This is a genomic window from Paenibacillus jepli (assembly GCF_047238105.1).
Classification (GTDB): domain Bacteria; phylum Bacillota; class Bacilli; order Paenibacillales; family Paenibacillaceae; genus Paenibacillus_D.
Genome location: NZ_JBDFMD010000001.1, coordinates 5778989 through 5802851 on the forward strand (window position 1 = coordinate 5778989; position 23863 = coordinate 5802851).

Annotated in this window: 19 protein-coding genes; 13 read left to right on the top strand and 6 right to left on the bottom strand. The window is 58.1% G+C overall.

The window, feature by feature from the left end:
- Nucleotides 1-282 precede the first annotated feature (282 nt).
- Nucleotides 283-1350: a LacI family DNA-binding transcriptional regulator gene (locus ABC336_RS24175; protein ID WP_413241088.1), complete on the bottom strand. Its 1068-nt coding sequence runs from the start codon at nt 1348-1350 to the stop codon at nt 283-285.
- A 104-nt stretch (nt 1351-1454) separates the two neighbouring features.
- Here ABC336_RS24175 and ABC336_RS24180 point away from each other — a divergent pair, with 104 nt between their 5' ends.
- A complete protein-coding gene (locus ABC336_RS24180) occupies nt 1455-2816 on the top strand; it encodes an FAD-dependent oxidoreductase (RefSeq protein ID WP_413241089.1) in 1362 nt (453 codons plus the stop codon).
- 124 nt (nt 2817-2940) lie between these two features.
- Here the strand turns inward: ABC336_RS24180 and ABC336_RS24185 are convergent, their stop codons facing one another.
- Entirely contained in the window at nt 2941-3741 is an 801-nt protein-coding gene (locus ABC336_RS24185; protein WP_413241090.1) for an HAD family hydrolase, read from the bottom strand.
- A 289-nt stretch (nt 3742-4030) separates the two neighbouring features.
- Here ABC336_RS24185 and ABC336_RS24190 point away from each other — a divergent pair, with 289 nt between their 5' ends.
- Nucleotides 4031-8980 carry an Ig-like domain-containing protein gene (locus ABC336_RS24190; protein WP_413241091.1) on the top strand — a complete coding sequence of 1650 codons (4950 nt, stop codon included), beginning with the start codon at nt 4031-4033 and terminating at the stop codon, nt 8978-8980.
- Nucleotides 8981-9073: 93 nt separating this feature from the next.
- On the opposite strand, the gene ABC336_RS24195 is transcribed toward ABC336_RS24190, so the two are convergent.
- Genes ABC336_RS24195 through ABC336_RS24205 form a run of 3 tightly spaced genes read right to left on the bottom strand, consistent with a single transcriptional unit; the run spans nt 9074 to nt 12077 of the window.
- Entirely contained in the window at nt 9074-10396 is a 1323-nt protein-coding gene (locus ABC336_RS24195) for an opine metallophore biosynthesis dehydrogenase (protein ID WP_413241092.1), read from the bottom strand.
- Entirely contained in the window at nt 10393-11214 is an 822-nt protein-coding gene (locus ABC336_RS24200; RefSeq protein WP_413241093.1) for an SAM-dependent methyltransferase, read from the bottom strand. The genes ABC336_RS24195 and ABC336_RS24200 overlap by 4 nt, the downstream gene beginning before the upstream one ends.
- Complete coding sequence (locus ABC336_RS24205; protein WP_413241094.1) at nt 11211-12077, bottom strand: histidine racemase CntK family protein; 867 nt, start codon at nt 12075-12077, stop codon at nt 11211-11213. The genes ABC336_RS24200 and ABC336_RS24205 overlap by 4 nt, the downstream gene beginning before the upstream one ends.
- Before the next feature lie 204 nt (nt 12078-12281).
- Here ABC336_RS24205 and cntA point away from each other — a divergent pair, with 204 nt between their 5' ends.
- The 10 genes from cntA (at nt 12282) to ABC336_RS24255 (ending at nt 21491) form a co-directional block, all read left to right on the top strand.
- Entirely contained in the window at nt 12282-13892 is a 1611-nt protein-coding gene (cntA, locus tag ABC336_RS24210; protein WP_413241095.1) for a staphylopine-dependent metal ABC transporter substrate-binding lipoprotein, read from the top strand.
- Between the two features lie 16 nt (nt 13893-13908).
- Entirely contained in the window at nt 13909-14841 is a 933-nt protein-coding gene (gene opp1B, locus ABC336_RS24215) for a nickel/cobalt ABC transporter permease (protein WP_413241096.1), read from the top strand.
- Nucleotides 14842-15735, top strand: coding sequence for a staphylopine uptake ABC transporter permease subunit CntC (cntC, locus tag ABC336_RS24220; protein WP_413241097.1), 894 nt, complete (start codon nt 14842-14844; stop codon nt 15733-15735).
- Nucleotides 15736-15742: 7 nt separating this feature from the next.
- The gene (gene cntD, locus ABC336_RS24225; RefSeq protein ID WP_413241098.1) at nt 15743-16564 is read left to right on the top strand and encodes a staphylopine uptake ABC transporter ATP-binding protein CntD; all 822 of its coding nucleotides are present in this window, start codon (nt 15743-15745) and stop codon (nt 16562-16564) included.
- Nucleotides 16551-17288: an ABC transporter ATP-binding protein gene (locus ABC336_RS24230; protein WP_413241099.1), complete on the top strand. Its 738-nt coding sequence runs from the start codon at nt 16551-16553 to the stop codon at nt 17286-17288. The genes cntD and ABC336_RS24230 overlap by 14 nt, the downstream gene beginning before the upstream one ends.
- A 41-nt stretch (nt 17289-17329) precedes the next feature.
- On the top strand, nt 17330-18544 hold the full coding sequence (gene cntE, locus ABC336_RS24235) for a staphylopine family metallophore export MFS transporter CntE (protein ID WP_413241100.1): 1215 nt from the start codon (nt 17330-17332) through the stop codon (nt 18542-18544).
- Nucleotides 18545-18737: 193 nt separating this feature from the next.
- Nucleotides 18738-19316 carry a P-loop nucleotide/nucleoside kinase family protein gene (locus tag ABC336_RS24240; RefSeq protein ID WP_413241101.1) on the top strand — a complete coding sequence of 193 codons (579 nt, stop codon included), beginning with the start codon at nt 18738-18740 and terminating at the stop codon, nt 19314-19316.
- Nucleotides 19317-19378: 62 nt separating this feature from the next.
- Nucleotides 19379-20632 carry a DUF2207 domain-containing protein gene (locus ABC336_RS24245; RefSeq protein WP_413241102.1) on the top strand — a complete coding sequence of 418 codons (1254 nt, stop codon included), beginning with the start codon at nt 19379-19381 and terminating at the stop codon, nt 20630-20632.
- Between the two features lie 112 nt (nt 20633-20744).
- Nucleotides 20745-21272, top strand: coding sequence for a hypothetical protein (locus ABC336_RS24250; protein ID WP_487247461.1), 528 nt, complete (start codon nt 20745-20747; stop codon nt 21270-21272).
- An 81-nt stretch (nt 21273-21353) separates the two neighbouring features.
- Entirely contained in the window at nt 21354-21491 is a 138-nt protein-coding gene (locus tag ABC336_RS24255; RefSeq protein ID WP_413241103.1) for a hypothetical protein, read from the top strand.
- A 644-nt stretch (nt 21492-22135) separates the two neighbouring features.
- Here ABC336_RS24255 and ABC336_RS24260 read toward each other — a convergent pair.
- A complete protein-coding gene (locus tag ABC336_RS24260; protein ID WP_413241104.1) occupies nt 22136-22987 on the bottom strand; it encodes an Hsp33 family molecular chaperone HslO in 852 nt (283 codons plus the stop codon).
- A gap of 126 nt (nt 22988-23113) precedes the next feature.
- On the opposite strand from ABC336_RS24260, the gene ABC336_RS24265 reads away from it, so the two are divergent.
- Complete coding sequence (locus tag ABC336_RS24265) at nt 23114-23854, top strand: MerR family transcriptional regulator (protein WP_413241105.1); 741 nt, start codon at nt 23114-23116, stop codon at nt 23852-23854.
- Nucleotides 23855-23863 lie beyond the last annotated feature (9 nt).

Sequence of the window (23863 nt, forward strand, 5' to 3'; positions counted from 1 at the left end):
TCATTTGGGCTTATGGGGGCGGAAATAGTCAAACGAATATGAAAAATCGTGTTGGATGAGCCAGTTTTGCTATTTCGCCCCAAATGAACACGATATTTCATACTGATCGGCTGCACCTATGGCGAATTGGCGGCTTGAATGTGAAAAACCGAGCTCATTCCGCTAAGAAACTAACTCCACAGTCGGCCGGCACCCTTAATAGCAGGGTGCCGGTTTTTGGTGCGCCTGCAGCAGCCACTTTTCTTCCGTCGAAGCGCCGCCGCCGGTCACAGTGTCAGCCGCTCAGCTGAGACGCTTGACGGTCTCTCCGAGATGCAGGTCGCCCTGCAGCAGGATGTGCTCGTAAGGGGCGCCGGGGTTGGCGATCCGCCACAGCATGCGCTCCACAGCGCGATGGCCGGTCGCCTGGACCGGCAGCAGCGGACGCGCCACGTCAGGCATCAAGCCCTGCAGGGCAGGCTCAGGCTCCAGAGCGACCAGCGAATAGTCACTCGGGATATGCCGACCTGTCGCCCCGCAAGCCGTGTACAGGCGGACCACTGCGGCCTGGGTAGCACAGACGAACGCCGTCGGCTGCATCCGCTCGACCTTCGCCAGCCATCTGCTGCTCCAATCCGCCGCATCGCCCTCCATTTCCAGCATGCAATCGTCAGGGGCAGAGGGCAAGCCGGCCGCCTCGAGCGCTGCAAGATACGAATGCCAACGCACCCTAAAGCCGCGTACGGTAAAACCTCGGATGGTGCCCGTCGGACCGACGTACATGATACGGCGGTGGCCGGAGCGGGCGAGCAGATGGACGCACTGCTGCATGCTGTCTGCGATATTCCAGATCACGCTGTCGACATTGGCGCCTACCGGCGGGAAGTTCAGCATAATGGCGGGAATCGGCAGCGCGATCAGCCGACGTTCCAGCTCTTCGCTCAGATTGGGGCTGAGGAAGAGGCCGTCTGCAAAGTCCAAGTCATGCCTGAGCGCCCATTTCTCCCAGCCCTTCTCGGCGTCCAGATCATCAGGAACAAATAACAACTCGATCTTGTGACCGGCAAGCGTCAGACGTTGCTGAACGCTTTCCAGCAGCGCCTGATGGAGCGCCGAATTCAGGCCGATTCTCGAAGGCAGCACGAACAGGAAACGGCGTGCGCGGTTGGCATACAGCGGCGTACGCTCGAACAAGGCGCTGTTCTCCTGCTCCTTGGTCCGGTAGCCGCGCCGGATCGCCAATTCTCTCACTTGATGGCGGGTCTCCTCTGACATCCCCGGCAGCCCCCGGAGCGCCTTGGACACGGTATGGGCAGATAGACCGAGCTCCTCAGCCAGATGCTGCAGCGTTACTTTTTTGGGTATCGGCATCCTCATAATCCCTCCACATAAAAACGAAACAAAAGCGTAACTAAACCATAGCTTCGTTACATTATATACTGGGAACAAGAGAACGTAAATGGAGGCGAGGAAGGATGCAAACGGTAACGATGCCGGCGCAGCAGGTGCCTGTCAGCTATGAAACCGAGATCTTGGTCGTAGGCGGCGGCCCGACGGGGATTGCCGCGGCTGTAGCAGCCGCCCGTAACGGGGCGAAAACGTTGATCGTCGAACAGAGAGGCTTTCTGGGCGGGATGGGGACGGTCTCGCTCGTCCCGGCGTTCTGTCCCTATACCGATCATGAGAAGCCGGTCATCCGGGGCATCGGCCTGGAGATGCTGGAGCAGATGAAGCAGCGGTGCAGCGACGAGTACCGGTCCCGGTACGACAAGCAGCTGGATTGGGTGCCGATCGACAGCGAGGCGCTCAAGCTCGTCTACGATGACGCATTGCAGAACAGCGGTGCAGAGGTGCTGTATCATACCTTCGTCAGCCAGGTAGCGCTGAACGCTGAGGGGACGCGTGTGCAAGGAGTCTATATCGTGAACAAGACGGGTATCTCGTTCATACGATGCGACTATGTCATCGATGCGACGGGCGATGCGGACATTGCGGCGAGAGCTGGCGCACGCTACCAGCAAGGAGGAGAGCGAGGTGAGCTGCAGCCCGGCACGATGTGTTACTTGCTGACTAATGTCGATAGAGGACGATTCAAGGCTTATCTGGAAGCAAGCGGCGACAAGTCGCAGATTCCGCAAGCGGTACAGAAGGCGCAGCAGGCGGGTGATCTGCCGGAGGGACGCAAGGAGGTATCCGGCTTTGCCTGGGTGTCCGATTATCTGGTGGGCGTCAACTTCGGCCATGTGTTCGGCATTGACGGGACGAAGGCGGAGGATCTGACGCGCGGCGCCATCGAAGGTCGGCGAGGCGTACAGGTGCAGGTGGCCTTCCTGCGCAAGTATGTCCCCGGCTTCGAGCAGGCGCATGTCGTCTCCACCGGCGAGCAGATCGGCATCCGCGAGACCCGCCGGATCGTGGGCGATTATACGCTGGTCCAGGAGGACTTCCTCGAGATGCGCGGCTTTGAGGACGATATTGCACGCAACAGTTATTTTATCGATATCCACATGGCCACCTCCAAGGATCAGATGGCGATCCGCCATCTTCCTTCCGGCAAGTCGCATGGAGTGCCGTACCGCTGCCTGCTGCCGGTCGGTCTCGACAATGTCTGGGTGGCCGGGCGCGCCGCTTCGTCCGATCGGGTCGTACAGGGATCGCTGCGGGTGATGCCCAACTGCTTTGCGATGGGAGAGGCGGCTGGTACGGCGGCCTATCTGGCCAGCCGCCAAGGACTTGGCACCCGCGAGGTGCCGATCCTGGAGCTGCAGACCTTGCTCATCAAGCAGGGCGCTTGGCTCGGCGAGGACATCCATAGCCGATTGCAAGCAGAGGTGTGAGCAGGGAAGCGACGAGGCAGTGATAGGATGACAAAGAAAGAACCGGTATCCTCTGGGGACCGGTTCTTTCTTTGCACGCGAATCGACTCTAATGGAATTCGACAGCCTTACTCGTCAAGTCCGACTAAGCTCTCGCTCCAATCGTGCCGGACAGAATCTGCTCGACAACGGCAGCCACGCTCGGTGTGGTGTAGGCGGCATGGGCTTGCACATCCGGGTGGCTGGCCGCGATGGCATAGCTGTTCGGCGTAATCTCGAAGAGCGGCAGGTCGTTGAACGAATCGCCGATGCAGACGACCTCGCCAACCGTCAGGCCGAGCTCCTGCAGCAGGGCTTGGGCGCCGATGCCTTTGGAGATGCCGCTGGGCATGATGTCCAGACAATCAATATCCGCGATATAGGCATCGATGGCGTCGCCGAACTTTTCCTTTATGAGCGGAAGATACTCCCGCAGGTCATCCACCTCGCCGAAGAACGACATCTTGCTGCTCAGGAGATCATGTCCCAGCCGCTCTGTCAGGTCGGGGATGACTTTCAACGGAGCTTTGAGCCGCGGCTCCAGACGCCGGGCATGCTCTGTATCTTCCTCAATGACATAATACTCCGGTGCGCACAGCAGCATCTGATAAGGCGTGTTGCGGCCGTGGCGGATCAGGTCGAGCTGGAGCTCCCGGGGGAAATAATCGGCCTTGATCCGTGTCCCGTCAGCCAGGTGCGCATAAGCTCCGTTCTGGGAGACGGCGTGGACCTCCATGCCGATCGAACGGGCCACATCCTGAATCTCGGGGTACATCCGTCCCGAGGCGAAGGCTACTGCGATGCCGCTGTCCTGTGCCCGCTTCAGCGCTTCAATATCGGTATCGTGAATCGTCGAATGATCGTGGAGCAAGGTGCCGTCCAGATCGCTGATGAGCAGTTTTATCATGCGTGATGCCCCTTTGCAGCAAAATAGTGTTGATCTTATTCATATTAATCGTTCTTCGCAGCAGGTTCAATGACAGAATCTGGCCCGAGTGTGCGCCATGGGAAATCCGAACTGTACATGCATGAGTGGCCGTTTCGTCTGGACCCAATGGATGCCGATGGTCCTGGTTCTTTAGATCGAACACTGTCGTTTTTTGTCCAGAATTTGTTCAGAATAACCTGATATGCTTGGGACAGCGGGCGCATGAGGCCCAGTATACCCAATATGGATATCAGAACAGGAGACTGCAATGAACGGACAATTCAAGAAGACGATGAAGGTTCAAGCGCGCAAGGGACTGTTGTTAATGCTCTGTTTTCTCTTGCTGCCTGTGGTGTCGTTAATCGCTCCAGGGGGAGTGGCGCAGGCGGGGCCTGTTCCGGGTCCTTCAGTGACGTCGATGTACACGAATGGCCAGACAATGGTTAACGATATTGTCATGCATAAAGGCTATCTTTATATAACGGAGGGACAACCGAACACGATTAGCCGGATCTCAATAGAGGAAGACGGCAGCGTAAGTGCGGGTGCTGAAAAGGAAGTAGTGATCGAAGGACTGCTCGAAGAAGTTATGTCCGTCGCTTTCGACCGTCAAGACAATCTCTACTATACACTGAATAGCGGTGGTCTTTACAAGGTGGATGCCGGGCTTCTGACACTTGAAGAAGGCCCCATTATCAGCGACGGCAATGAAGCTTATGGAGAAATGATCCTGGGCAAGGAAAAAGTTTATTATGGACTAAGCTTCAATTCGATTGGAGATCTTTATTTCACCAGTTTTGCTGGGGAACCGTTCAGATATGAACTGTTCCAGCTTACGCAAGAAGCATTAAGGACGAATCAAGAGCCGGAGGTAATTGCAGAAAGCTTATTTTCTTTGGGGGAGAATCTTGCCTTTGACAGCCAGGATAATCTGTATTTTGTAAATGTTAATCCTAATGCCAGTGCAGACAAAAATAAGCTTTATCGTATCGAGTACGCTGATCTGGCTGACAAATCGATTGACATGGATGAGCAGCAGCCGGTTTACGAATACGAGATTCATACCGTCTTCGGATTGTATATCCATAACCACCTGTTGTACTATACAGCCGGGAATGAAGTCTTTCGCATCGAGGACTTGGACCTGAGCCCCCGCGAACCATGGGAAGCGGTCACGACAGGGACAACGGAGGATCTCCACAAGCTGATCTATGCCGGTGACACATATGTAGCGGTAGGTGATCAAAGCGCGGTAGTGCACGCCAGGGATGGAAAGACTTGGCAGGCATCGACAGCAACAGCTGGCGGGGCTACCCCCTACTCGCTCTGGGCTGTCGTCTATCAGGACGATACGTATTATGCGGCAGGCGAGCAAGGCTCGATCTTCCACTCGACGAATCTGCAGGATTGGCATGAACTTGATGTGGAGTGGATCGAGGGCGCGCATCCAACGGATCACCTCTACGATGCGGCAGCCAGCGAAGGTGGCGGATTCCTGATCGTAGGCGCCCATGAGACGATGGTCGCCTACGACGAAGAGTGGATCAACCTGACGCAGCCCGGCGGCACGGCTGTGCTGCGAAGCTATGATAATGCCGGAGCCGTCCAGGTCGCCGTGGGCGAGAATCGGACGCTCTGGTATCTGGAAGCACCCGATGATGATCGTACAGGCGAAGACGATCCGGTGGACCCGACATGGCAGTCCTGGACCCCTCAGGGCCCGGCCGCTTACCATCTCTACGGTGTGGCCTCGCATGACGAAGCTTATGTGGCGGTCGGGGAAGAGGGGGTAATCTTCACTTCCGGCGATGGTATCGCTTGGCAGCAGCAGGATTCGGGCACGGAGGCAGATCTGCGCAATGTCCGGTATATCCACGACCGGTTCTATGCTGTGGGTGATCAAGGCACGCTGATCTCCTCCGAGGATGGGGTGCAGTGGACGAAGCATAAGCTGGCCGGCGACCCGAGCTTCGATTTCTATGATATCGCACGGGGACCGTCAGGAACGGTCATCGTCGGCTCGGGTGGTCATGCCATCCTGTTGCCCCTGGTTCGGGTAGAACGTGTAGAGGTGACACCGGCAACACTTACACTCACCGAAAATGGCGACACAGGTGAGCTGACCGCGACGGTACTGCCTGAGACCGCAGCCAACAAAGCCGTCACTTGGAGCAGCAGCGACGTGACGGTCGCTACGGTAGAAGACGGCATCGTGACACCTCTGAAGGAGGGGATGGTCACGATTACCGCCACCCCGGAGGATGGCGGTCAGCCAGGAACGGCAGTAGTCACGGTCAGATCAAGCTATATCGATGTCGAATCGGTACAGCTTGCTCCCAAGACGTTGACATTGGAAGTCGATGAGACCCGTCAATTGACAGCTACAGTACTCCCGGCGGATGCCAATAACCGGAGTCTGGGCTGGGTGAGCTCTGCACCGGGTATCGTATCCGTGGATCAAGAGGGCAATCTGACTGCTCTCGCCACAGGAAGTGCGACGATTACAGCTGCCTCGATTGATAATCCATTGGAGTTTGACACGGCGATTATTACTGTGGTCCGCTCGGTGACTGGTGTTACGTTGTCTCCTCAGCATGAAACCTTGATCGCACGAGGTCCAAATTTCAACTTGACTGCTGAAGTGCTGCCAGCCGATGCTTCGAACACAGAGCTGCAATGGAGCAGTGACGAGCCTCATATCGCAAGCGTCGATAATGGCGTCGTGAGACCGCTAAGGCCGGGCACTGCTGTCATCACGGTCACGACTGTGGACGGGGGGTATACAGCCACTGCGACGATTGCAGTGGTACGTCTCGTCAGCGGTATCGTCCTCGATGAGAGCAGCTTCTCCTTGGACGAAGGGCTGACGCGTCAATTGACCGCTACCGTTGCTCCCGAGGATGCTTCACAACCGGCGGTGACCTGGACCAGCAGCAACAATGATATTGCCACAGTAACGGAGGGACTGGTGAGCGCTGTGAAGAAAGGGACGGCAGTTATCACTGCAACTTCTGCTGACGGCAAGCAAAGCGCTTCAGCGACCGTCAATGTCATCCGGCGCGCGACAGACATGACGGTCTCCCCCGAGACGCTGACGCTGTATGAGAATGGCAAGACAGAGACGCTGATCGCATCGGTTCTGCCTGAGGATGCGAACGACAGGAGAGTTACCTGGAGCAGTGAAGATACGAGCATCGCAACCGTATCGGCAGCCGGTGTCGTGCAGCCGCATGCGATCGGCCAGACGAAGATCACAGTGAAGTCCGTGGATCGCGAGCACATCGAACGTGAAGTTAACGTGATCGTCCTGCCGAATCGGGCTAACGATGTCACGCTGGACACCTATGCCTTAACGATGCAACAAGGGGATGCCCCGGTCCAGCTCCGGGCGACGGTGTGGCCGAGCAATGCGTCGGACAAGCGTGTAACCTGGGAGAGCAATAGGCCGGAGGTAGCTGCGGTGGTCGATGGGCTCGTCACACCGGTAAGCGGCGGGACGGCGGATATTACGGTCCGTACCGTCGACGGGGGCTACAGCCGGCAGACCAAGGTCACTGTCGTACAGACGATATGGCCGGTAACAGGCGTCAAGCTGGATAAGCCAACGCTGGAATTGACGGTGGGCGGAGCCAATGGCCAATTGACGGCAGCAGTAGCGCCTGCCAATGCTACGAACAAAGCTGTCCAATGGAGCAGCAGCAAGCCGGAGGTGGCTGCCGTCAATAGCAATGGTGTCATCACAGCGGTCAGCGCCGGCACCACTGTCATAACTGTGACGACAGTGGACGGCGGCCACACGGCTGCTGCTACCGTCACTGTCAAAGCGGCGGCTCCCCAGCAGCCGCCGGGGGGCGGCACTGGCGGCGGCGGAGGCTTTGGCGGCGGAGGTGTAGCGGCACCTCCGGCAGCCAATCCGACGGAGGAGATCTCCGCCCCGGCCGATGGCGGGACAGGCAGCGAGAATTTAGCTGCCTTTACGATCAAGAGAACTGCCGGCGGGGGCACCAAGCAGGATGTTGTCGCGCTTGAGGCGGCCAAGACCAAGGAGGCTGCAGACAAAGCCAAAGCGGCAGGTTTATCGATCATTCGCGTCCTGATCCCGGATGCCCGGGATGAAGTGAGCGAGACAGCGGTGACGCTGCCGGCCGGAGCGCTGGAGAGTCTGCGCGGCAGCGAGCTGGGCTTAGAGCTCTCCACAGTGAATGCAAGACTGATCATTGGCAGCGAGACGCTTGCTGCGCAGCAGGAAGAGCTGTACTTCCGCTTGAAGCCGCTGAAGACGGCAGGCGAGCAAACACAGCTCGAAAATCGCGCCGGGGCGCAGCAAGTTGTACAGGCTGCGGTTGGCGCAGGCACATTTGAAGTGGTGGGGCGTCCGGTGACGATCGAGACCAATATGAAGGGCCATCGCGTCGAGATTATTTTGCCGCTGGCGCCAGAGCTGCTGCCGGCGGGCCTGGCGGCACGGGAAGCCTGGCTGTCCCGCTTGATGATCTTCATCGAGCACAGCGACGGTGAGCGTGTCCTGGCACAGCCGCAAGTGGTAACCGATCCGGCAGGCCGGTTGGGACTGTCTTTTGAAGTCACCAAGTTCAGTACGTTCTCGATCCTGGAGATCGAGGCGGCTGAGGTGCCGGCAACGGGAGCCGAGGGCGATCATGGCGCCTACATGAACGGCTATGAGGACGGCAGCTTCCGGCCATCGCGGGAAGTGACGCGCGCAGAGCTGGCGGCTATCCTGTCGAGGCTGTATCCGATGGCTGCAACGGAATCGTCTGCGAGCGAGCCTACAGATATCGCGACGCACTGGGCGGCCGCATCGATCCGGGCCGTAGTAGCTGCAGGATATATGCAAGGCTACCCGGAGGGGAGCTTCCAGCCGGATCGCGTGCTGTCACGGGCAGAGATCGCTGCGATCCTCAGCCGGATCGAAGGCTTGACACATACCGGCACCGCGACGTTTGGAGACGTAGCTTCCGGACACTGGGCCGAAGGCTATATCGCAGCTGTGGCTCAGGCCGGACTGATGACCGGCTATGACGGCAAACTGTTCAAGCCAGGTCAAGGTGTGACGCGAGCGGAGACGGTGGTCATCTTCAACCGTCTGCTCGGGCGGGAACCGCTCATTGATGGATCGGAGCCGAGCTGGGCCGATGTGAGCCCGCAGCACTGGGCATTCGGTGACATCGAGGAAGCTTCTCGTGCACGTACTTCTTAGCACCATCTAAAATGCTCCTCCCCGCGGCAGACAGTCGAAAGACGGTCTCCACGAGGAGGAGCATTTTTGTCGTTGCTGCACCATAAGATCCGATTACGTCTGGTCTGTATGCTGCAGCGACAGTCCAATAACGATTCTGCCGATCTCTTCCTCGAAACTTTGCGGCTCGAAGGCGACAGAGCGGGGGTGCTCATCCATGTACGGGCGGCGCTCCAGCAAGTACTGTTCATACCGACGGACAAACATGTCGATGGTCGGACAGGGCGAGTCTGCACGGCGGGCGATTCCCTGGATGATCTTCAGCCGGTAATAGTCTTCCTTGGGCATGCGCGGGATGTCCCACTCGCCTTCGTGATTGACGAATACGCGTCGAATCGGCACGGCGGAGAAGTCGAAATAGCGGCCGTCCGAATCCGGCTCCGAATAGGGGTCGATCAACAATGAAGCATACCGAACAAAAAGAAGATATTGCTGGTGGATCGGCTCGAGCGTCATGAACCGGTCGATGTCGTCTCTGGCCAGACTTTCCGGCCGCAGCGGGTAGTTGTCGTCGACCATGAACTGCAGCAGGTTGAGCGCCCGGACGCCAAGTGGCCCAGCCAGCAGCGAGATCTCCCGCCACTGCGCGAGCATCTCGCGGATCAACGTCTGCGTGATCGGACCCTCGGGGAATAGCTTGTATACATACCTTGGGGCAGCTGGAGGACCAAACACAGCTTCCAGCGCAATCTCGTTCATAAACAAAGGCGGGTGCACATAAAGTGAAATATTGCGCGTCTCGGCCTCTAAGGCTGAGAGACTGGCTTCCAGCGCAAGTCCTGTCTGGGCGTACAGCTCCCGGAACGCCGCCAGGCCGTCTCTGGCCCCACCGGAGCTTGTCCTGGACGAGCCGGCATATACCTTGCGCTTGATCGCAGCTGTCCGCACGCGGGTCGGGTCATTGCCCGCAGCAAGGCGGGTGTCCCCCAGATAGGTGGAGAAACTGATCGTCTCGGCAGAAGCGCCTTGCTCCTCCAAGTATTGGCGCACGAGGGCGTTCGAGCCGAACGTGGGCGACAGCAGAGCCACGCACTGCAGGTTGCGTACAACCTCCGGCTTCAACTGGGAGAGCACCGGCAGATAGGCATCCGCCGTAACGGCCAGCAGCAGCGTATCCCACTCGCCCTCGACCGATGCAAAGCCATGGTAGCATGCGTCCAACCGGCATTCACCGGCAAAGGGCGCCAGCTGCGGCTTGCTCTCCTCGGCGGTCAGCAGGCTGCCGTTGTGGCGCAGGGCGGTAAAGAACGGCTCCGATCGAACGGAGCTCCTTCCTGCAATGCCGACGCGGCTGCCGCGCCAGCGCTTCAACAGGACGGCGAGCTGGATGGCAGCCGGGCCTGTCCCGGCGATCAGCACGCGATCGAGCGGGCTCATCGGCTGCCTCCTTCCATGAGGCTAGCCGGCACAAGAGCTTTGCGGTAGACGGCCACATCAAATATATGCTCTGGCCGTACGGTCGTCTCGACGAGCTCCCATTTGCGGGAATCGGTATCCTCCATCGGATAATTGAACAGCGATTTCAGGCCGTTGCCGTAACGCATGATGACGACGGCATCTTGGCGTGCTGCTCCGTAGAGCCAATCGAGGAGTTGGTACTTCACAGAAACGGTAGAGCTGAAGATGACATGCGAAGCGCTACCGATCCCCGCAAGCCGATCCAGTGTCGTATGTTCCAGCCGGATCGGCAGTCCGGGTCCGAGCCTGTCTACGACCTGTCTTCCCAATTCAATCGCCTCCTTGTCGACGTCAATGCCGACGACGCGCGCTCCCGTGCGTTGCGCGATAAGCAGCGGCGTCATGGGGAAGGAGCCGGACCCGACGAGGACGACTTCCGTAACGGGTGTCTGGGCGAAACGGCCGAATTCCTCTTCGATGGAGGCTTCGATATTCCGGAAATAATCGTGAGGAGCGTCGCCGCTGGCCAGCAGCCTGCGTGCCCGGATCTTCTCCATCCTCGCTACGCAGCGGGCGGAAGCGTCCCGCAGCTGCAATATTAGCGGCTCTGCCACAACGAGTGCAGGCGCATCCAGCAGCTCCCAGGCCAGACGCTGCTCAGGGGCGGTAATCCATGCGCCATATTCATCGATCAGACGCTGCAACTGCTCGCCGTGCTGCAAATCGCCGTTATCCCGGTCTGCAGCTTCCAGGAATCTGGCAAGGTAATGGTCAAGCATGGATGGGATAGCGTTCACAATATTCCTCCTGACAATGAGTGAAGTAACAGGCTTGGACGTACATAAGCAGTACCGGAGGCGACGATGCCGACGCGGCATTTGATGCGGACGGAAGAGATACGGTCGCCGTTCCAGACGGCTGCGGCTTCGATCGTGCCGCCGGGCTGAGCAACATCGAGGGTGACGGAGCGGCCTTGACGCCATGCCAAGTAGCTGCCGAGGGAAGCGGTGCCGGAGCCGCATCCTTGCTCCCAGATCAGGCTGTCCAGGGAGGGAAGGTAGATGAGCGGCGCAAGCTCACAGGGATCGACCGAGTAGAGCATCACCCCGACCAGATTGCCTTCCGAGATGACGCCAAGCAGTCTCGCCAGCCGCTCCGCAGCCGCCCGATCGATCCCGCACCGGTCCCGGTCGATGATGAGGTGGAAGAAATCGCGATACCGGACGATGCCCAGCTCAAGCTGTCTCCCTTCAAAAGAGAGAGCGACATGCTCGATCGATCTTGGCAGCGGCATCGCTGCCTCGCACACATAGTCGCTATCGACCTTCTCGACGCGGCAGATGACCGGCTGCTCCGCGCTCGAGACTTCCAGCGAGAGCTCCCACGGATCGCCTTCTTGCAGATGCCTTTGCGATGCCAGGCAGGCTGCTAGCGCGAGAGCGGCATTGCCGCAAAACTCGCCACCGGCCATATGCAGACTGGCCATGCTGCCTGGCTGCGACGGCAGCCCGACGAAGCCGACCTGCTCCGCATGGATATGGCCGTAGGCCATCATCTCAGCGGCAACCTGCGCATACTGGTCGGCTGCAAGCTCGCTCATGACGAGGATCGTCATGTTGTTGGATGGACTGCACTTCACGAACGTGATCTCTTGTACCACACGCGCACCTCCAGTAAATATGTTGATTAAACGTAACCATTACTATTTACTACGGGAACATTTTATACATAAAATGTAAATCGGTCAACCCCTTTTTTTTAGAAGTGAACAAAGCAAGAAATCCATTGACAATGATAATAGTTATTATTACTATTAAGTGGTGCTGGAATCATTTTTTAATATTGGAAGAGGAGTGTAACTGTCATGAACAGAAAGAAGGCAGTGGGGTTGGTGGCGCTAGTATGTGTCCTCCTATGGGTGGCTGGCTGCAGCGGGGCAAAGGAAAGCGGAGGCGACGAGGCAGCAGCGGAGCAGCCTGCGGCACTTGTCTATGCTGTGGCGAAAGATACGAACGATATGAATCCGCACTTGTACCCGGGGTCGATGCCTGCTCAGGGGATGGTGTATGAGTCGCTGGTGGAGAATACCGCCGACGGAATCAAGCCGTTGCTGGCGGAGTCATGGGACATCTCAGAGGACGGCAAGATCTACACGTTTCACTTGCGGCAGGACGTGACGTTCCATGATGGCGAGCCCTTCAATGCCGAAGCAGTGAAGCTGAACATCGAAGCGGTGCAGCGCAATGCGGAGAAGCATACCTGGATCAAGCTGTCCACGCAGCTGGAGGACATTGTCGTCGTGGACGAATTCACTTTGCAGCTGACGCTCAAGGAGACGTATTATCCGGCCTTGCTGGAGCTGTCCATGACCAGACCTTATGTCTTCCTCTCGCCGAAGGATTTTATCGACGGGGAAACGAAGGACGGCGTAAGCGGCTATAACGGCACGGGTCCTTATAAGCTGGTCGAGCAAGTAACCGATCAATTCGCCCGGTTCGAGGCCAATGAAGCGTACTGGGGCGGAGCGCCCGAGATCAAGCAGATTACAGCCAAGGTACTGCCGGCAGGGGAGACAACGTTCCTGGCCATGCAAAAGGGAGAGATCAACTTTGTATTCACCGACGATCGCGGCACAGACAGCCTGGATGTCGATGCGATGCAGCGGCTGGTCGATACCGGCAAGTATCAGATCGTCCGCAGCGACCCGATGAATACAAAGATGCTGGTAGCCAACAGCAGCAACACCGGCAGTCCGGTCAGCGAGAAGGCTGTACGGGAGGCGATCTGGCATATGATCGACCGGCAGACGATCAGCGAGACGATCTTCAGCGGCACAGAGACGCCTGCCGAATCGCTATTCTCTTCGAATGTGCTGTATGCGGACATCGAGCTTCCGAAGCGGGCCTATGATCCCGCAGCTGCTCAAGCGTTGCTTGAGGAAGCCGGCTGGACGAACGGGGGGGACGGCATCCGCTCGAAGGACGGCAAGCCGCTCACCATGAAGGTCTACTACGATGTCAATTCGGGCTCCCAGAAAACCCAAGCGGAGCTTCTGCAAAGTGTGGCGCTCGAGAGCGGCATGCAGCTCGAGCTGGTAGGCGAGGAATCGCCTTCGATCGCGAGCCGCCGGTCGACAGGCGAATATGAGCTATTGTTCAATCAGACGTGGGGACTGGCCTACGATCCGCAAAGCACGGTAACGGCGTTCGCCGCATCCTCGTCTTACCGCTACACGACGAGCGGGATCCCGCAAGCGGAGGAGCTGTATGAGAAGATTGAAGAGGTCATGGTATCCACCGATGAAGATACGCGCAAGCAGCTGTACAAGGACATCTTCACCATTGTACATGAGGAGGCGTTGTTCATCCCGTTGACCAACGGCGCAGTGACGGTGGTGGCTCCGGTCGAGCTGGACGGGATTGCGTTCAAACAGACCCAATTCGAGCTGCCGTTTGAACAGATGAAATTCGAGTAAAAGGAGTGGAGGAGGGATGCTCCCTTACTTGATCAAACGGATAGGCGTGGCGCTGCCGCTGCTGGTTGTCATATCCTTCGTTACCTTCATCCTGAATCAGTTGTCCCCGATGGACCCGGTTGAGGTTGTCTTGCGCGCGCAGGAGGTGCCGATCATTACGGAGGCGCTGATGGCTCAGACAAGAGCGGAGCTCGGGCTGGACCGGCCGTTTCTCGAGCGTTACTGGGACTGGCTGCTGAGCAGTGTACAGCTCGACTTCGGCGATTCCTATATCACGGGGAAGCCGGTATGGTCGCTGCTCGGTCCGGCCTTTCTGAACACGTTGAAGCTGACGCTCATCTCATCCTTCCTTATCATCTTGTTTTCGATCGGTCTTGGCATCGTGTGCGCGCTCAGAGAAGGCAGGCTGCTGGATCTTTCCATCCGCGGCCTCTCGTTTCTGATGACGTCGATGCCGGCCTACGGATTGGCTGCGATTATGATCTGGTATTTTGCGGTGCAGCTGGATCTGCTGCCCACGAGCGGGATGGATTCCGCGGCGAGCTATGTCCTGCCGGTAGCAGTCATTGTCATCGGTTATGCCGGCATCTATTTTCGGACGATTCGCAGCTCTATGCTGAGCAATCTGAATGAAGATTATGTGTTGTATGCAAGAGCCTGCGGATTATCGGAGAGGCAGATTACGATGCATGTGCTGCGCAACTCCATGCAGGTCGCCGTTTCGGTCTTCGGCCTGGCCATCCCGATCATCCTGGGGAGCACCGTGGTCGTGGAGAATGTTTTTGCCTGGCCCGGACTGGGAACACTCACGGTCAATTCGATTCTCGGCAGGGATTTCCCGATCATCCAGGCTTATGTACTGGTGCTGGCCGTGGCGTTCGTGCTGTTCAACACGGTATCGGATCTGATCAATGCGGCCTTGAATCCAAGGCTGAGGAAGGAGCTGTAGATGAAGCTGTTCCGGCGTTTGTTGAAGGATCGACTGGCCGCCATCTCGCTTGCCATCGTGGCGGGGACGATGCTGATCGGATTGTGTGCGCCGCTGATCGCTCCCCATCCCCCGAATCTGGTCCAGATGGAGCTGCGCTTCGCGGGGCCCTCCTGGCAGTACTGGCTGGGCAATGATCATCTCGGCCGTTGTGTGCTGTCGCGGATGATCTACGGCATTCGTCCGAGTGTGCTCTGGGTGCTGGTAGCCTTGCTGGCTTCCACGGGCCTTGGGGCAATTGTCGGCTTTATCTCCGGCTATTACAGAGGGCGGATCGACGCTTGGCTGATGCGGGTATGCGACGTCATGCTGTCCTTTCCGGGTTATGTGATGACGCTCGCGATCGTCGGCATCATGGGTGCGGGGTTGACTAATATTTTAATTGCCTTTGTCGTGATGAAGTGGGCGTGGTTCGCCCGCGTGACCCGCACGGCGGTCATGCAGTACGCCGATACTGATTATGTAAGATTTGCCAAAGTGACCGGTGCCGGGAGCTTCCGGATCATGACGCGGCATATCCTGCCTGTCACCGGTTCCGATCTGGCCGTGATCGCCAGCAGCACCTTCGGATCGATGATCCTGCAGATCTCGGGATTGTCCTTTCTCGGACTAGGGATCCAGGCTCCGCATGCGGAGTGGGGGATGATGATGAACGAGGCAAGGGCGGTGATGTTTACACGTCCCGAGATGATGGTGGCGCCAGGTATTGCGGTGATCCTCATCGTATCGGCGGTCAATTTCCTCTCCGATTCCTTGCAGAAGTCACTGGATCCGAAGTTGATGGCTACTCCCAAAAACGCTGCAGCAGGCGCCGGCAAATGGCTAAAGGTCCTCAACAGAAAGGAGGCGGCTTAAACTCGTCATGCATCTACTCGAAGTTGAACAATTGAGAATATGGAATGCGAGGGATGGCGCGGTGCTGGTGCCGGGAAGTTCCTTTCAGCTGAAGGAGGGGCAGTGTCTGGCCATCGTCGGTGAGAGCGGCAGCGGCAAGTCGCTCACCTGCAAAGCATTGATGCGCCTTAATGGCTCCAACCTGCGGCAGTCGGGCCGCATCCTGCTGGGCGGTGTCGATCTCGCCGGGCTGTCTGACAAGGAAATGCGCGGTTACCGGGGCAGACGGCTATGCATGATTATGCAGAACGGCATGAGCGCCTTTGATCCTTCCAGGCCCATCGGCGAATTTCTGAGAGAGGTGCTGAGCGTGCATTACGACTGGAGCCGGAGCCAGATCAGGGATAGTCTGGCCGTCGCGATGCTGAGCGTCGGCCTCAAGGAGCCGCTTGCCGTGCTGCGCCAATACCCGCATGAGCTCTCTGGCGGAATGCTGCAGCGGATTATGATCGCCCTGGCCATCGTTCTGGAGCCGGACATCATTATTGCGGATGAGCCGACGACCGCCCTTGATGCCGTGACGGCCTATGAGGTTGTGGAGCAGTTTGTCCAGCTGCGGGAGCGGGTAGGGGGGGCGATGATTTTTGTGTCGCATGATCTGGGTGTGGTCCGTCGTCTTGCGGACGAGATCCTCGTCATGAAAGACGGAGAGATCGTGGAGCGGGGGACGGCGCAGCATATCTTTGTCGGCGCCAGCCATCCCTACACCCGCTATCTGGTCACGGCGAAGGAAGAGCTGAGCCAACGCTATTCGTCCTTGATGGGGGGTGGGCTGCGTGCTGAGCGTTGAGCGTGTGAGCCATTCGTATCGGGAGCAGGGCTGGCTTCGCCGCGGCAGGAAACAGGTGCTTCACGAGATTGGCTTTGAATGGCGGCAGGGAGAGTGTCTAGGCATCATCGGCGAGAGCGGCAGCGGCAAATCGACGCTCGGCCGGCTGCTGCTCGGTATCGAGAGACCGGATGGCGGGACGATCCGCTTCAACGGCCGGGATGTGGCGGATCGCAAGGTGCGGTTGGGGGCGATCAGCGCAGTTTTCCAGGATTACCGCTCCTCGATCAATCCTTTCTACACGGTCAAGGAAGCGCTGCTGGAGCCGCTCGCCATGCTGGGGCGAGATCTGACGCTGTCTCAGCTCGGCAGTCTGCTCAGCCAGGTGGGACTGGACGCAACCTATCTTGCCAAATATCCGCACGAGCTGTCGGGCGGCGAAGCGCAGCGCGTGTGCATAGCGAGAGCGATCGCAACGGAGCCGCAGTGCATCCTGCTCGACGAAGCGATCAGTTCGTTAGACGGCTCGGTTCAGATGCAGGTGCTCCGGCTGTTGAAGGAATTGCAGTCGGCTCTTGACTTGGGCTACATATTCATTACGCATGACATTCAGGCGGCGGCATACCTGTGCGATCGTATCATGATTATCCAAAGCGGCCGCATGATGGAGCTGGTCGAGACGTCGGAGCTGTCGCAGGTCCAATCCCCGTACGCCAAGGAATTGCTGAGGAAAGTGATGATGTAACGGCTCTTAAGAGCGGTTACGGATGAAAGGAGAAAGTGGCGGTGAAAGGCGCATTATCCTGGCCGTTTCTGCGATTGTATGCGCTGACGCTCTGTTATTTCAGCGCCAACGCAATCTTGAATGTCATCATCCCTCTCAAGGGAGAATCGCTTGGCGCATCCAATACGACGATCGGCATCGTCATGGGCGCCTATCTTTTGACTACGATGGTCTTCCGACCGTGGGCGGGACAAGTGATTCAGCGCCATGGTCCGGTTCGGGTGCTGCGCATCCTTCTCGTTGTGAACGGCGTCGCATTGCTGCTGTATGCCTTTACCGGTATGGGCGGTTACTTCTTCGCCAGGGTGCTGCAAGGGGTCTGTACAGCCTTTTTCTCGATGGCGCTGCAGCTGGGCATTATCGATGCCTTGCCCGATAAGGACCGTTCGCAAGGCATATCGATGTATTCCCTGTGCTCTTATCTTCCCGCCATCTTCGGCCCGTTGCTGGCGGTTGGCATGTGGCAGAGCGAGCTCAATCTATTTGCCATGGCGATGATCGCGATCGCGGTGTTGACCGGTGCGATAGGCTATACGGCGAAGATCGAGCGACAGCCGGAAGAGAAGGAAGGAAGCTCTGGGGATCATCCGGGGACGGCGATGCGCAGGTCGATGTTGAGGTTGTTCACGCATGGGGAGCTGCGCCGGTGCAGCCTGATCATGATTGGCGCATCGGTGGTATTCGGCGCTGTAACGACGTTCGTGCCGCTGTATGCACCACAAGTCACAGGCGGCAGCGCTGCGATCTACTTGATGATCCAGGCTGCAGTCGTGGTGGCAGCGCGCTTCCTGTTGAAGTCCCGGATCCCCTCAGACGGCAGATGGCGGCCGGGTTTCGTCGGGGGGACGCTGGCGTTGATGATGACTTCGGCGCTGGCGATCAGTTTTGCCCTGCAGGCAGGCGCGGTACTGTTCTATGCAGCCGCCGCGCTGATGGGTGTCGCTCAGGCGCTCGTCTATCCGACGCTGACGACGCATCTGAGCTTCGTCCTGCCCAAGGCGGAGCGCAATGTGCTGATCGGCTTGTTTATTGCAACTGCCGATCTCGGCGTATCGCTCGGCAGCATCGTGATGGGACCGATCGCCGATCTGACCGGCTATTCGTCGATGTATCTGATCTGCGCCGGCCTTGGCGCTGCGGTGATGCTCCTTGCCCTTTTCTCGCCCAAGGAAGCGATTCCTGCGCGGACGGAAGGAAGCAACGGACGTCCCGCATAAGTCCGCAATTCTATTTGCGATTCGATGGTTCCTTGCGCTGCCAAACCGTGCTTCGGCCGGTGGCGGCTCCCGGATCCATCGAATCGCTTTTTGTTATGGTGCTCGCCTTTGACAAACAGGTCGCCGTTCTTCTACGATGGGTGTTAGAAGAGGATACTGATGTCAGTATCCCGATAGAGGAGGTTACGAAAGTATGGGCAAGCTCATATTTGTCGTCGGCAGCGCCGGAGCGGGGAAGACCTCGGTGGCGCGGGCGCTGGTCGCCAGGCGCACGGCTGCGTTTCTCGATATGGACACGCTGCTGCGTCCAGCTGCAGAGGCGATCATGACCATGGCTGGTCTGGATCCGTCCGACCGCGACTCACCGCTCTACAAGGAACGATGCCGCGATCTCGGCTACCGGATTACGATGGATGCGGCGCTGGAGAACGTACAGCTCGGCATCGATGCGATCATTATTGGGCCATTTACACAGGAGACAGCTGATCCCGACTGGCTGGACGGCGAGCTGGCCCGGATCGGCGCCCCGCGGGACGCCGTCCGGGTGATCGTCGTCGCCTTGCCGGATACGGACCGTTATTATGAGCGTATCCGGGATCGCGGCTCCGAGCTCGACGTATGGAAGCTCAACAACTGGGAGACGTTCAGCCGGTCGCTGGCCGAGCGGGAGATCCGCTGGCCGCTGCCGCCATCAGCGGTACTCCGTTACGACAATGCCGGCCCGCTCGACACGGAGGCGGTCGACCGGCTGGAGCAGTTTGTCTGGGCTTGAATGTATCCACTGCCTCATAACATTCCAACAGCAAAGGCCCTGTGGGGTAAGGAGGCTAATCAATGAACCCTAGATCAAACGATGGCAGAAAAGGCCGATCCAATCGAATATGGGCGGGATGGCTGTTGGTCGTTCTTCTCTTCACAGTTGTATTGCCGGGGACTGCCGCTGCCGACTCCTTTGAGATCGAGCTCGTAGAGATTGATGCTCGGCTCGACGCGGAGGGCCATATGCATGTCACAGAGTACGACACGTATGTGTTTGACGGCTCGTTTAACGGCATTGTAGTCCGATTGGACAGCAGCGGCTCGGACGGTATAGCGGACTTCCAGGCCGTCGAGCTCACCGAGTCGGGAGAAGAGCTCCCGCTCGAGGCGCAGCGACAGCAGGATACGGGCGATGTGTGGGAGTACCGGGTATTCTCCGCCTCGGAGGATGAGACCAAGCAGTTCAAGATCGAGTACACCGTCCTCAATGCGGTGACGGTGCATGAAGATACCGCCGAGCTGTATTGGCAATTTTTCGATGACCAGAATGACACGGAACTGAAGCAGGTGCGGGTGCAGATCACACCGCCGCAGACCGGTGTTCCGGGAGAGATGCAGGTGTACGGGCATGGTCCGCTCCATGGCACGACAGGGATAACCGAGGACGGCGCTGCCCGCCTGGACGTCTCTCCGCTCCGAGCGGGACAACTGCTGGAGGTCAGGGTGCTCTATCCTCCGGAATGGTCGGCAGACAGCGACCGACGGAGCGGTGAGGCGGCGCTGCCGCGGATCGAGTCGGAGGAGCGCGCCTATCTGGCGGAAGCGGAGGCGGAGCGGGAGCAGCGGCAGGCGGATCAGCGCTTGGCCTGGCAGGCCAGTCTGCTGGTGCTGCTGTTGAATGCCATCGTCATCGCGGTGTTCTATCTGCTATACGGCAAAAAGTATCCTCCACAGGTCACAGGCGCATCCTACGACAACCTTCCGGGTGATATACCCCCAGCGATGGTGGCTTATCTCGTCCAGGGACGGTGCACAGACGGGGCCCGTTCAGCGACGCTGTTTGACCTTGTCAGACGGGGTTATGTGTCGATGAAGCCCTTGGAGCGGAAGGGAGAACGCGATGAGGATACCGGATCTCCGTCATCGGAGAGTAGTTATGCGTATGAACTGGACTTTGAGTTCGAGCTGCTGCGCAGGGGTGAGACGCCGGAGCTGCATGCCTATGAGCGGATGATACTGGACTGGCTGTTTCCGGCGGAACGGACGTCTGAACCCGTGCGCTTCTCCGAGCTGCTCGCCCGGAGAAGCGGACACGGAAACGGCCGATGACACCTACGCCTTCTTTGGCGGCTGGGAGGCTGCGGCTGACGAGCATGGCAAGCAGCAAGGCTACTTTGAGCGCTCCACAGCGAAGCTTTGGGCAGCGGCAGGACAGGCGCTCGTGCAGATCACGGTGATCCTGATGGCGGTGCCCGGTTGGGGTAAACTGTCGGCAGTAGTGCCGCTGCTCTCGGCTGGCTACGGCATGCTGGTCACCCGGCGTACACCTGAGGCCAGCACGGAGCATGCCCGGTGGCTGGGCTTCAAGCAGCATATTGAGGAACAGCTTGCACAGGAAGCGGCAGCCGGCACAGGCCTATCCGGCATGCAGCCGGACGAAAGACTGGCCTATGCCGGACAATACGAGCGCTTCATGATCTACGCGCTGGCGCTTGGAGTATCCGAGTCCGAGATCGGCCAGATGGGCCGCTCCATAGTGTCTTCGGATGAGTCGATGCAGACTCTTGCTGAGCGCCATCCGATACTCTATTACAGCCTGCTGCATCACACCTTGTTCAGCACCATTTCCCAGGGCATGAATGACGCTGCTTCCGCTGCAGTCAGTCACCTGGGCGGCTCTTCAACCACGACAGGAGGCTTCACCGGCGGCGGTGGCGGAGGAGGGGGCGGCGGTCGCGGGGCCTTCTAGGCGCCTTCTTTCTGTGCTCCTTCCGGGAGTCTGCTGCCCGCTGTTGATATAGATGACCGCGTCCATGTAGGTGTTCCAGTGATGCACGGCAAGGCAGCGGAGCCGGTCACCGTACCGCTCAAATACCCGCACTACAACGCCTCCAACTACCGGGGGGAATTTAATTATCCTGCTGATGGCAGTTTGCCGAAGGGCGGGGCGGTGGAGGAACTGAAATGAACTAAGGTGAAACGGCTGTCGCCGTCCTTAAGCTGACACTTACGAAGCAAGTTTTGCTTCACAAATCTCATTGGCGTAGCAAGTCTCCTTCCGGTGAATTCTAAGCTGATATAAAGGTGAAACTAATACGTTTAGAATTTAAAAAGAAACCTTTCCTAGGTGCGATCAATCACTACGTACCTAAGGAGAGGTTTCTGTATTTCTGGACGACTGCCTTCGACTTTTCTATGCTTGGTGAGATGATAAATGCAAAAGTACTTCTATTCCTCCCGTCGTCGTCCTTTTTTGGCTTGCTAAGTGCAAAAGTGCACTTGAAATCAGCGATTTTACCTATACATTTCGAAAACCATCCCGATAAGTGCACTTTTCAGGCTGTTGAAAAAAGAAAGCCTACAGTCACGGATCGATCTTCCAATCGCTGTTGTCCCCAGATTTCTTGATTTTATACCCCTTTTAGGGGTGAAATCCGGGGGACAAAGGTGAACGCTTCGCTTCTCCAGATTCGATTCCGTGCCTCTCCGGCCATTTTTCAACAGTCTGACTTTTGTATCTACGACCTCGCAGCAAGCCCAATCTGCCGAGAATAAGTGTGCATTTGCCCTTATCGAGAAAATCTGTCATCGGCTATAACAAGCCGCTCCCTCTCACAAGAAAGCTGTCAGCTCGTCGGGCGAGAACGTATAGGCTGCTCCGCACTTGTGGCAGACGAATTCGACTGTTTCCGAAGCGAACCTTGCCTTCTGTAATTCCGCCCGGTCCAGGGCATACAGCATCGGGTAGAAGAGCTCGCGGGAGCAGTCGCAATACCACCTCAGGGGTGCTTCCGTCAGCGCCTCCGTCATCCCGAAGAGCAGGGCAGGCAGCGTGTGAAGCGGTACATGCGGATCCGAAGCGATCGAGACACCGGCAGCGAGCAGGGTTCTAAGTTCGTGTAATAGGGATAGGGGAGCGCCGGGCAGCAGCTGGATGGCGATGCCCCGTCCAAGCGTCAGGGCGCCCTCGTCGCTCCACTGCTCGGAGGACCAGAAGAAGGTGGGGGTCTGCTCGCTCTGCGAATAATAATGGGCCAGATCGTCCGTAATCGTCCCATAAGGCATGTCCGTAATCCCTGTAAATAAACGCTGCATGCCGATATCGCGCAGTACCTGGACACAACCCCGCGTCCCCGTCAGCTGCCCGATCTCATCACCCCCTATCACGAGCGCGTCGGACAGGCAGGCGTCGCTTACATATCCCCGTACATGCCCCAGATCGTCCGCCTCGGCGAACAGCACGCGGCTGCGGTCGCTGCCTTTGATCTTGTAAGTCACCCGCTCGTTGTCCTTCATAAAACCTGTCGTCAAGCCAGCTACAGCAAGCAGGCGCGCCAAGGCCACTCTGACCCCTTGGGACAAGTGCGGGCCACGGCAGCCGCTGCCGAGCAGCTCCGTATGCTCGGTGAAAACGAGCCGGGCATTGCTACAGGGTGTCAGTCCTTTAAGTTGTATGTCAGTCATAGCAGTCACTCCTTTCCGCTGCCTGTCAGGGCAGTTGCCAAGTCTGACTAAATAGCATTATAATTCCTCACGTAACGTTAGGATCAAGAGCAGATTAGCCATAGCTAGGCAGAAGGAGGGAAAGACATGCCAGAGAGACAGTGGAAAGTAGGCGCATTGGCCAAACAGAGCGGCGTTACCGTGAGAACGCTGCATTACTATGACGAGATCGGCTTGCTCTCGCCGTCCATGCAGACGGAGTCGGGACATCGCTTGTATACGAATGAGGATGTGGGACGGCTGTATCAGGTACTTATGCTGAAGCGGCTGGGGTTTGCCTTGGAGGATATCAAGTCCATCCTGGACCATCCGGATACGCATCCGGCAGGGATCCTGAGCTTGCAGCTGGAGCGCCTCGACCAGCAGATCGAGGCAGCAACCAGACTGCGCCTTGAGCTGGCACAGATGGCAGAGCTTGTGCAGCGCGGTAGTGTGCTATCGGGGAGCGGCATGCTGCGAATGATGCAGATGATGAACATGCTGGATAGTCCGTACTTTGAGCCGGGGCAGGCTGCCGAGCTCAAGTGGCGCATCCAGCATGGGCATTCATCCTTTCAGCATCAATATGCCGAAGGCGAGCAACTGCTCGCAGCGTTCAAGCAGGCGATGCAAACGGGGAAGCGACCGGATGATCCCGCCGCGCAGGTACTGGCTGAGCAGTGGCTGGCTGCGCTGCGGGAAACAGGGGGAGACCGACAGGAGCTGATGCAGGCGGCAGAGCAATATTATAGCGAGCATCCGGCAGAGGCTGTGCAGTATGGCATGAGCGCGGAGCTCTATGATTATATACGCACGGCTGTCGCTCATCTTCATACCGGCGAGAATTAACAGCCCGTC

Bases quoted from the DNA above. Each gene is read 5' to 3' on its own strand.
- ABC336_RS24195 (WP_413241092.1), bottom strand. From the start codon at position 10,396: ATGAGCCCGCTCGATCGCGTGCTGATCGCCGGGACAGGCCCGGCTGCC.
- opp1B (WP_413241096.1), top strand. From the start codon at position 13,909: ATGCTCCCTTACTTGATCAAACGGATAGGCGTGGCGCTGCCGCTGCTG.
- ABC336_RS24260 (WP_413241104.1), bottom strand. From the start codon at position 22,987: ATGACTGACATACAACTTAAAGGACTGACACCCTGTAGCAATGCCCGG.
- ABC336_RS24255 (WP_413241103.1), top strand. From the start codon at position 21,354: ATGCACGGCAAGGCAGCGGAGCCGGTCACCGTACCGCTCAAATACCCG.
- cntA (WP_413241095.1), top strand. From the start codon at position 12,282: ATGAACAGAAAGAAGGCAGTGGGGTTGGTGGCGCTAGTATGTGTCCTC.
- cntD (WP_413241098.1), top strand. From the start codon at position 15,743: ATGCATCTACTCGAAGTTGAACAATTGAGAATATGGAATGCGAGGGAT.
- ABC336_RS24240 (WP_413241101.1), top strand. From the start codon at position 18,738: ATGGGCAAGCTCATATTTGTCGTCGGCAGCGCCGGAGCGGGGAAGACC.
- ABC336_RS24245 (WP_413241102.1), top strand. From the start codon at position 19,379: ATGAACCCTAGATCAAACGATGGCAGAAAAGGCCGATCCAATCGAATA.
- ABC336_RS24180 (WP_413241089.1), top strand. From the start codon at position 1,455: ATGCAAACGGTAACGATGCCGGCGCAGCAGGTGCCTGTCAGCTATGAA.
- ABC336_RS24175 (WP_413241088.1), bottom strand. From the start codon at position 1,350: ATGCCGATACCCAAAAAAGTAACGCTGCAGCATCTGGCTGAGGAGCTC.
- ABC336_RS24185 (WP_413241090.1), bottom strand. From the start codon at position 3,741: ATGATAAAACTGCTCATCAGCGATCTGGACGGCACCTTGCTCCACGAT.
- ABC336_RS24265 (WP_413241105.1), top strand. From the start codon at position 23,114: ATGCCAGAGAGACAGTGGAAAGTAGGCGCATTGGCCAAACAGAGCGGC.
- cntC (WP_413241097.1), top strand. From the start codon at position 14,842: ATGAAGCTGTTCCGGCGTTTGTTGAAGGATCGACTGGCCGCCATCTCG.
- ABC336_RS24190 (WP_413241091.1), top strand. From the start codon at position 4,031: ATGAACGGACAATTCAAGAAGACGATGAAGGTTCAAGCGCGCAAGGGA.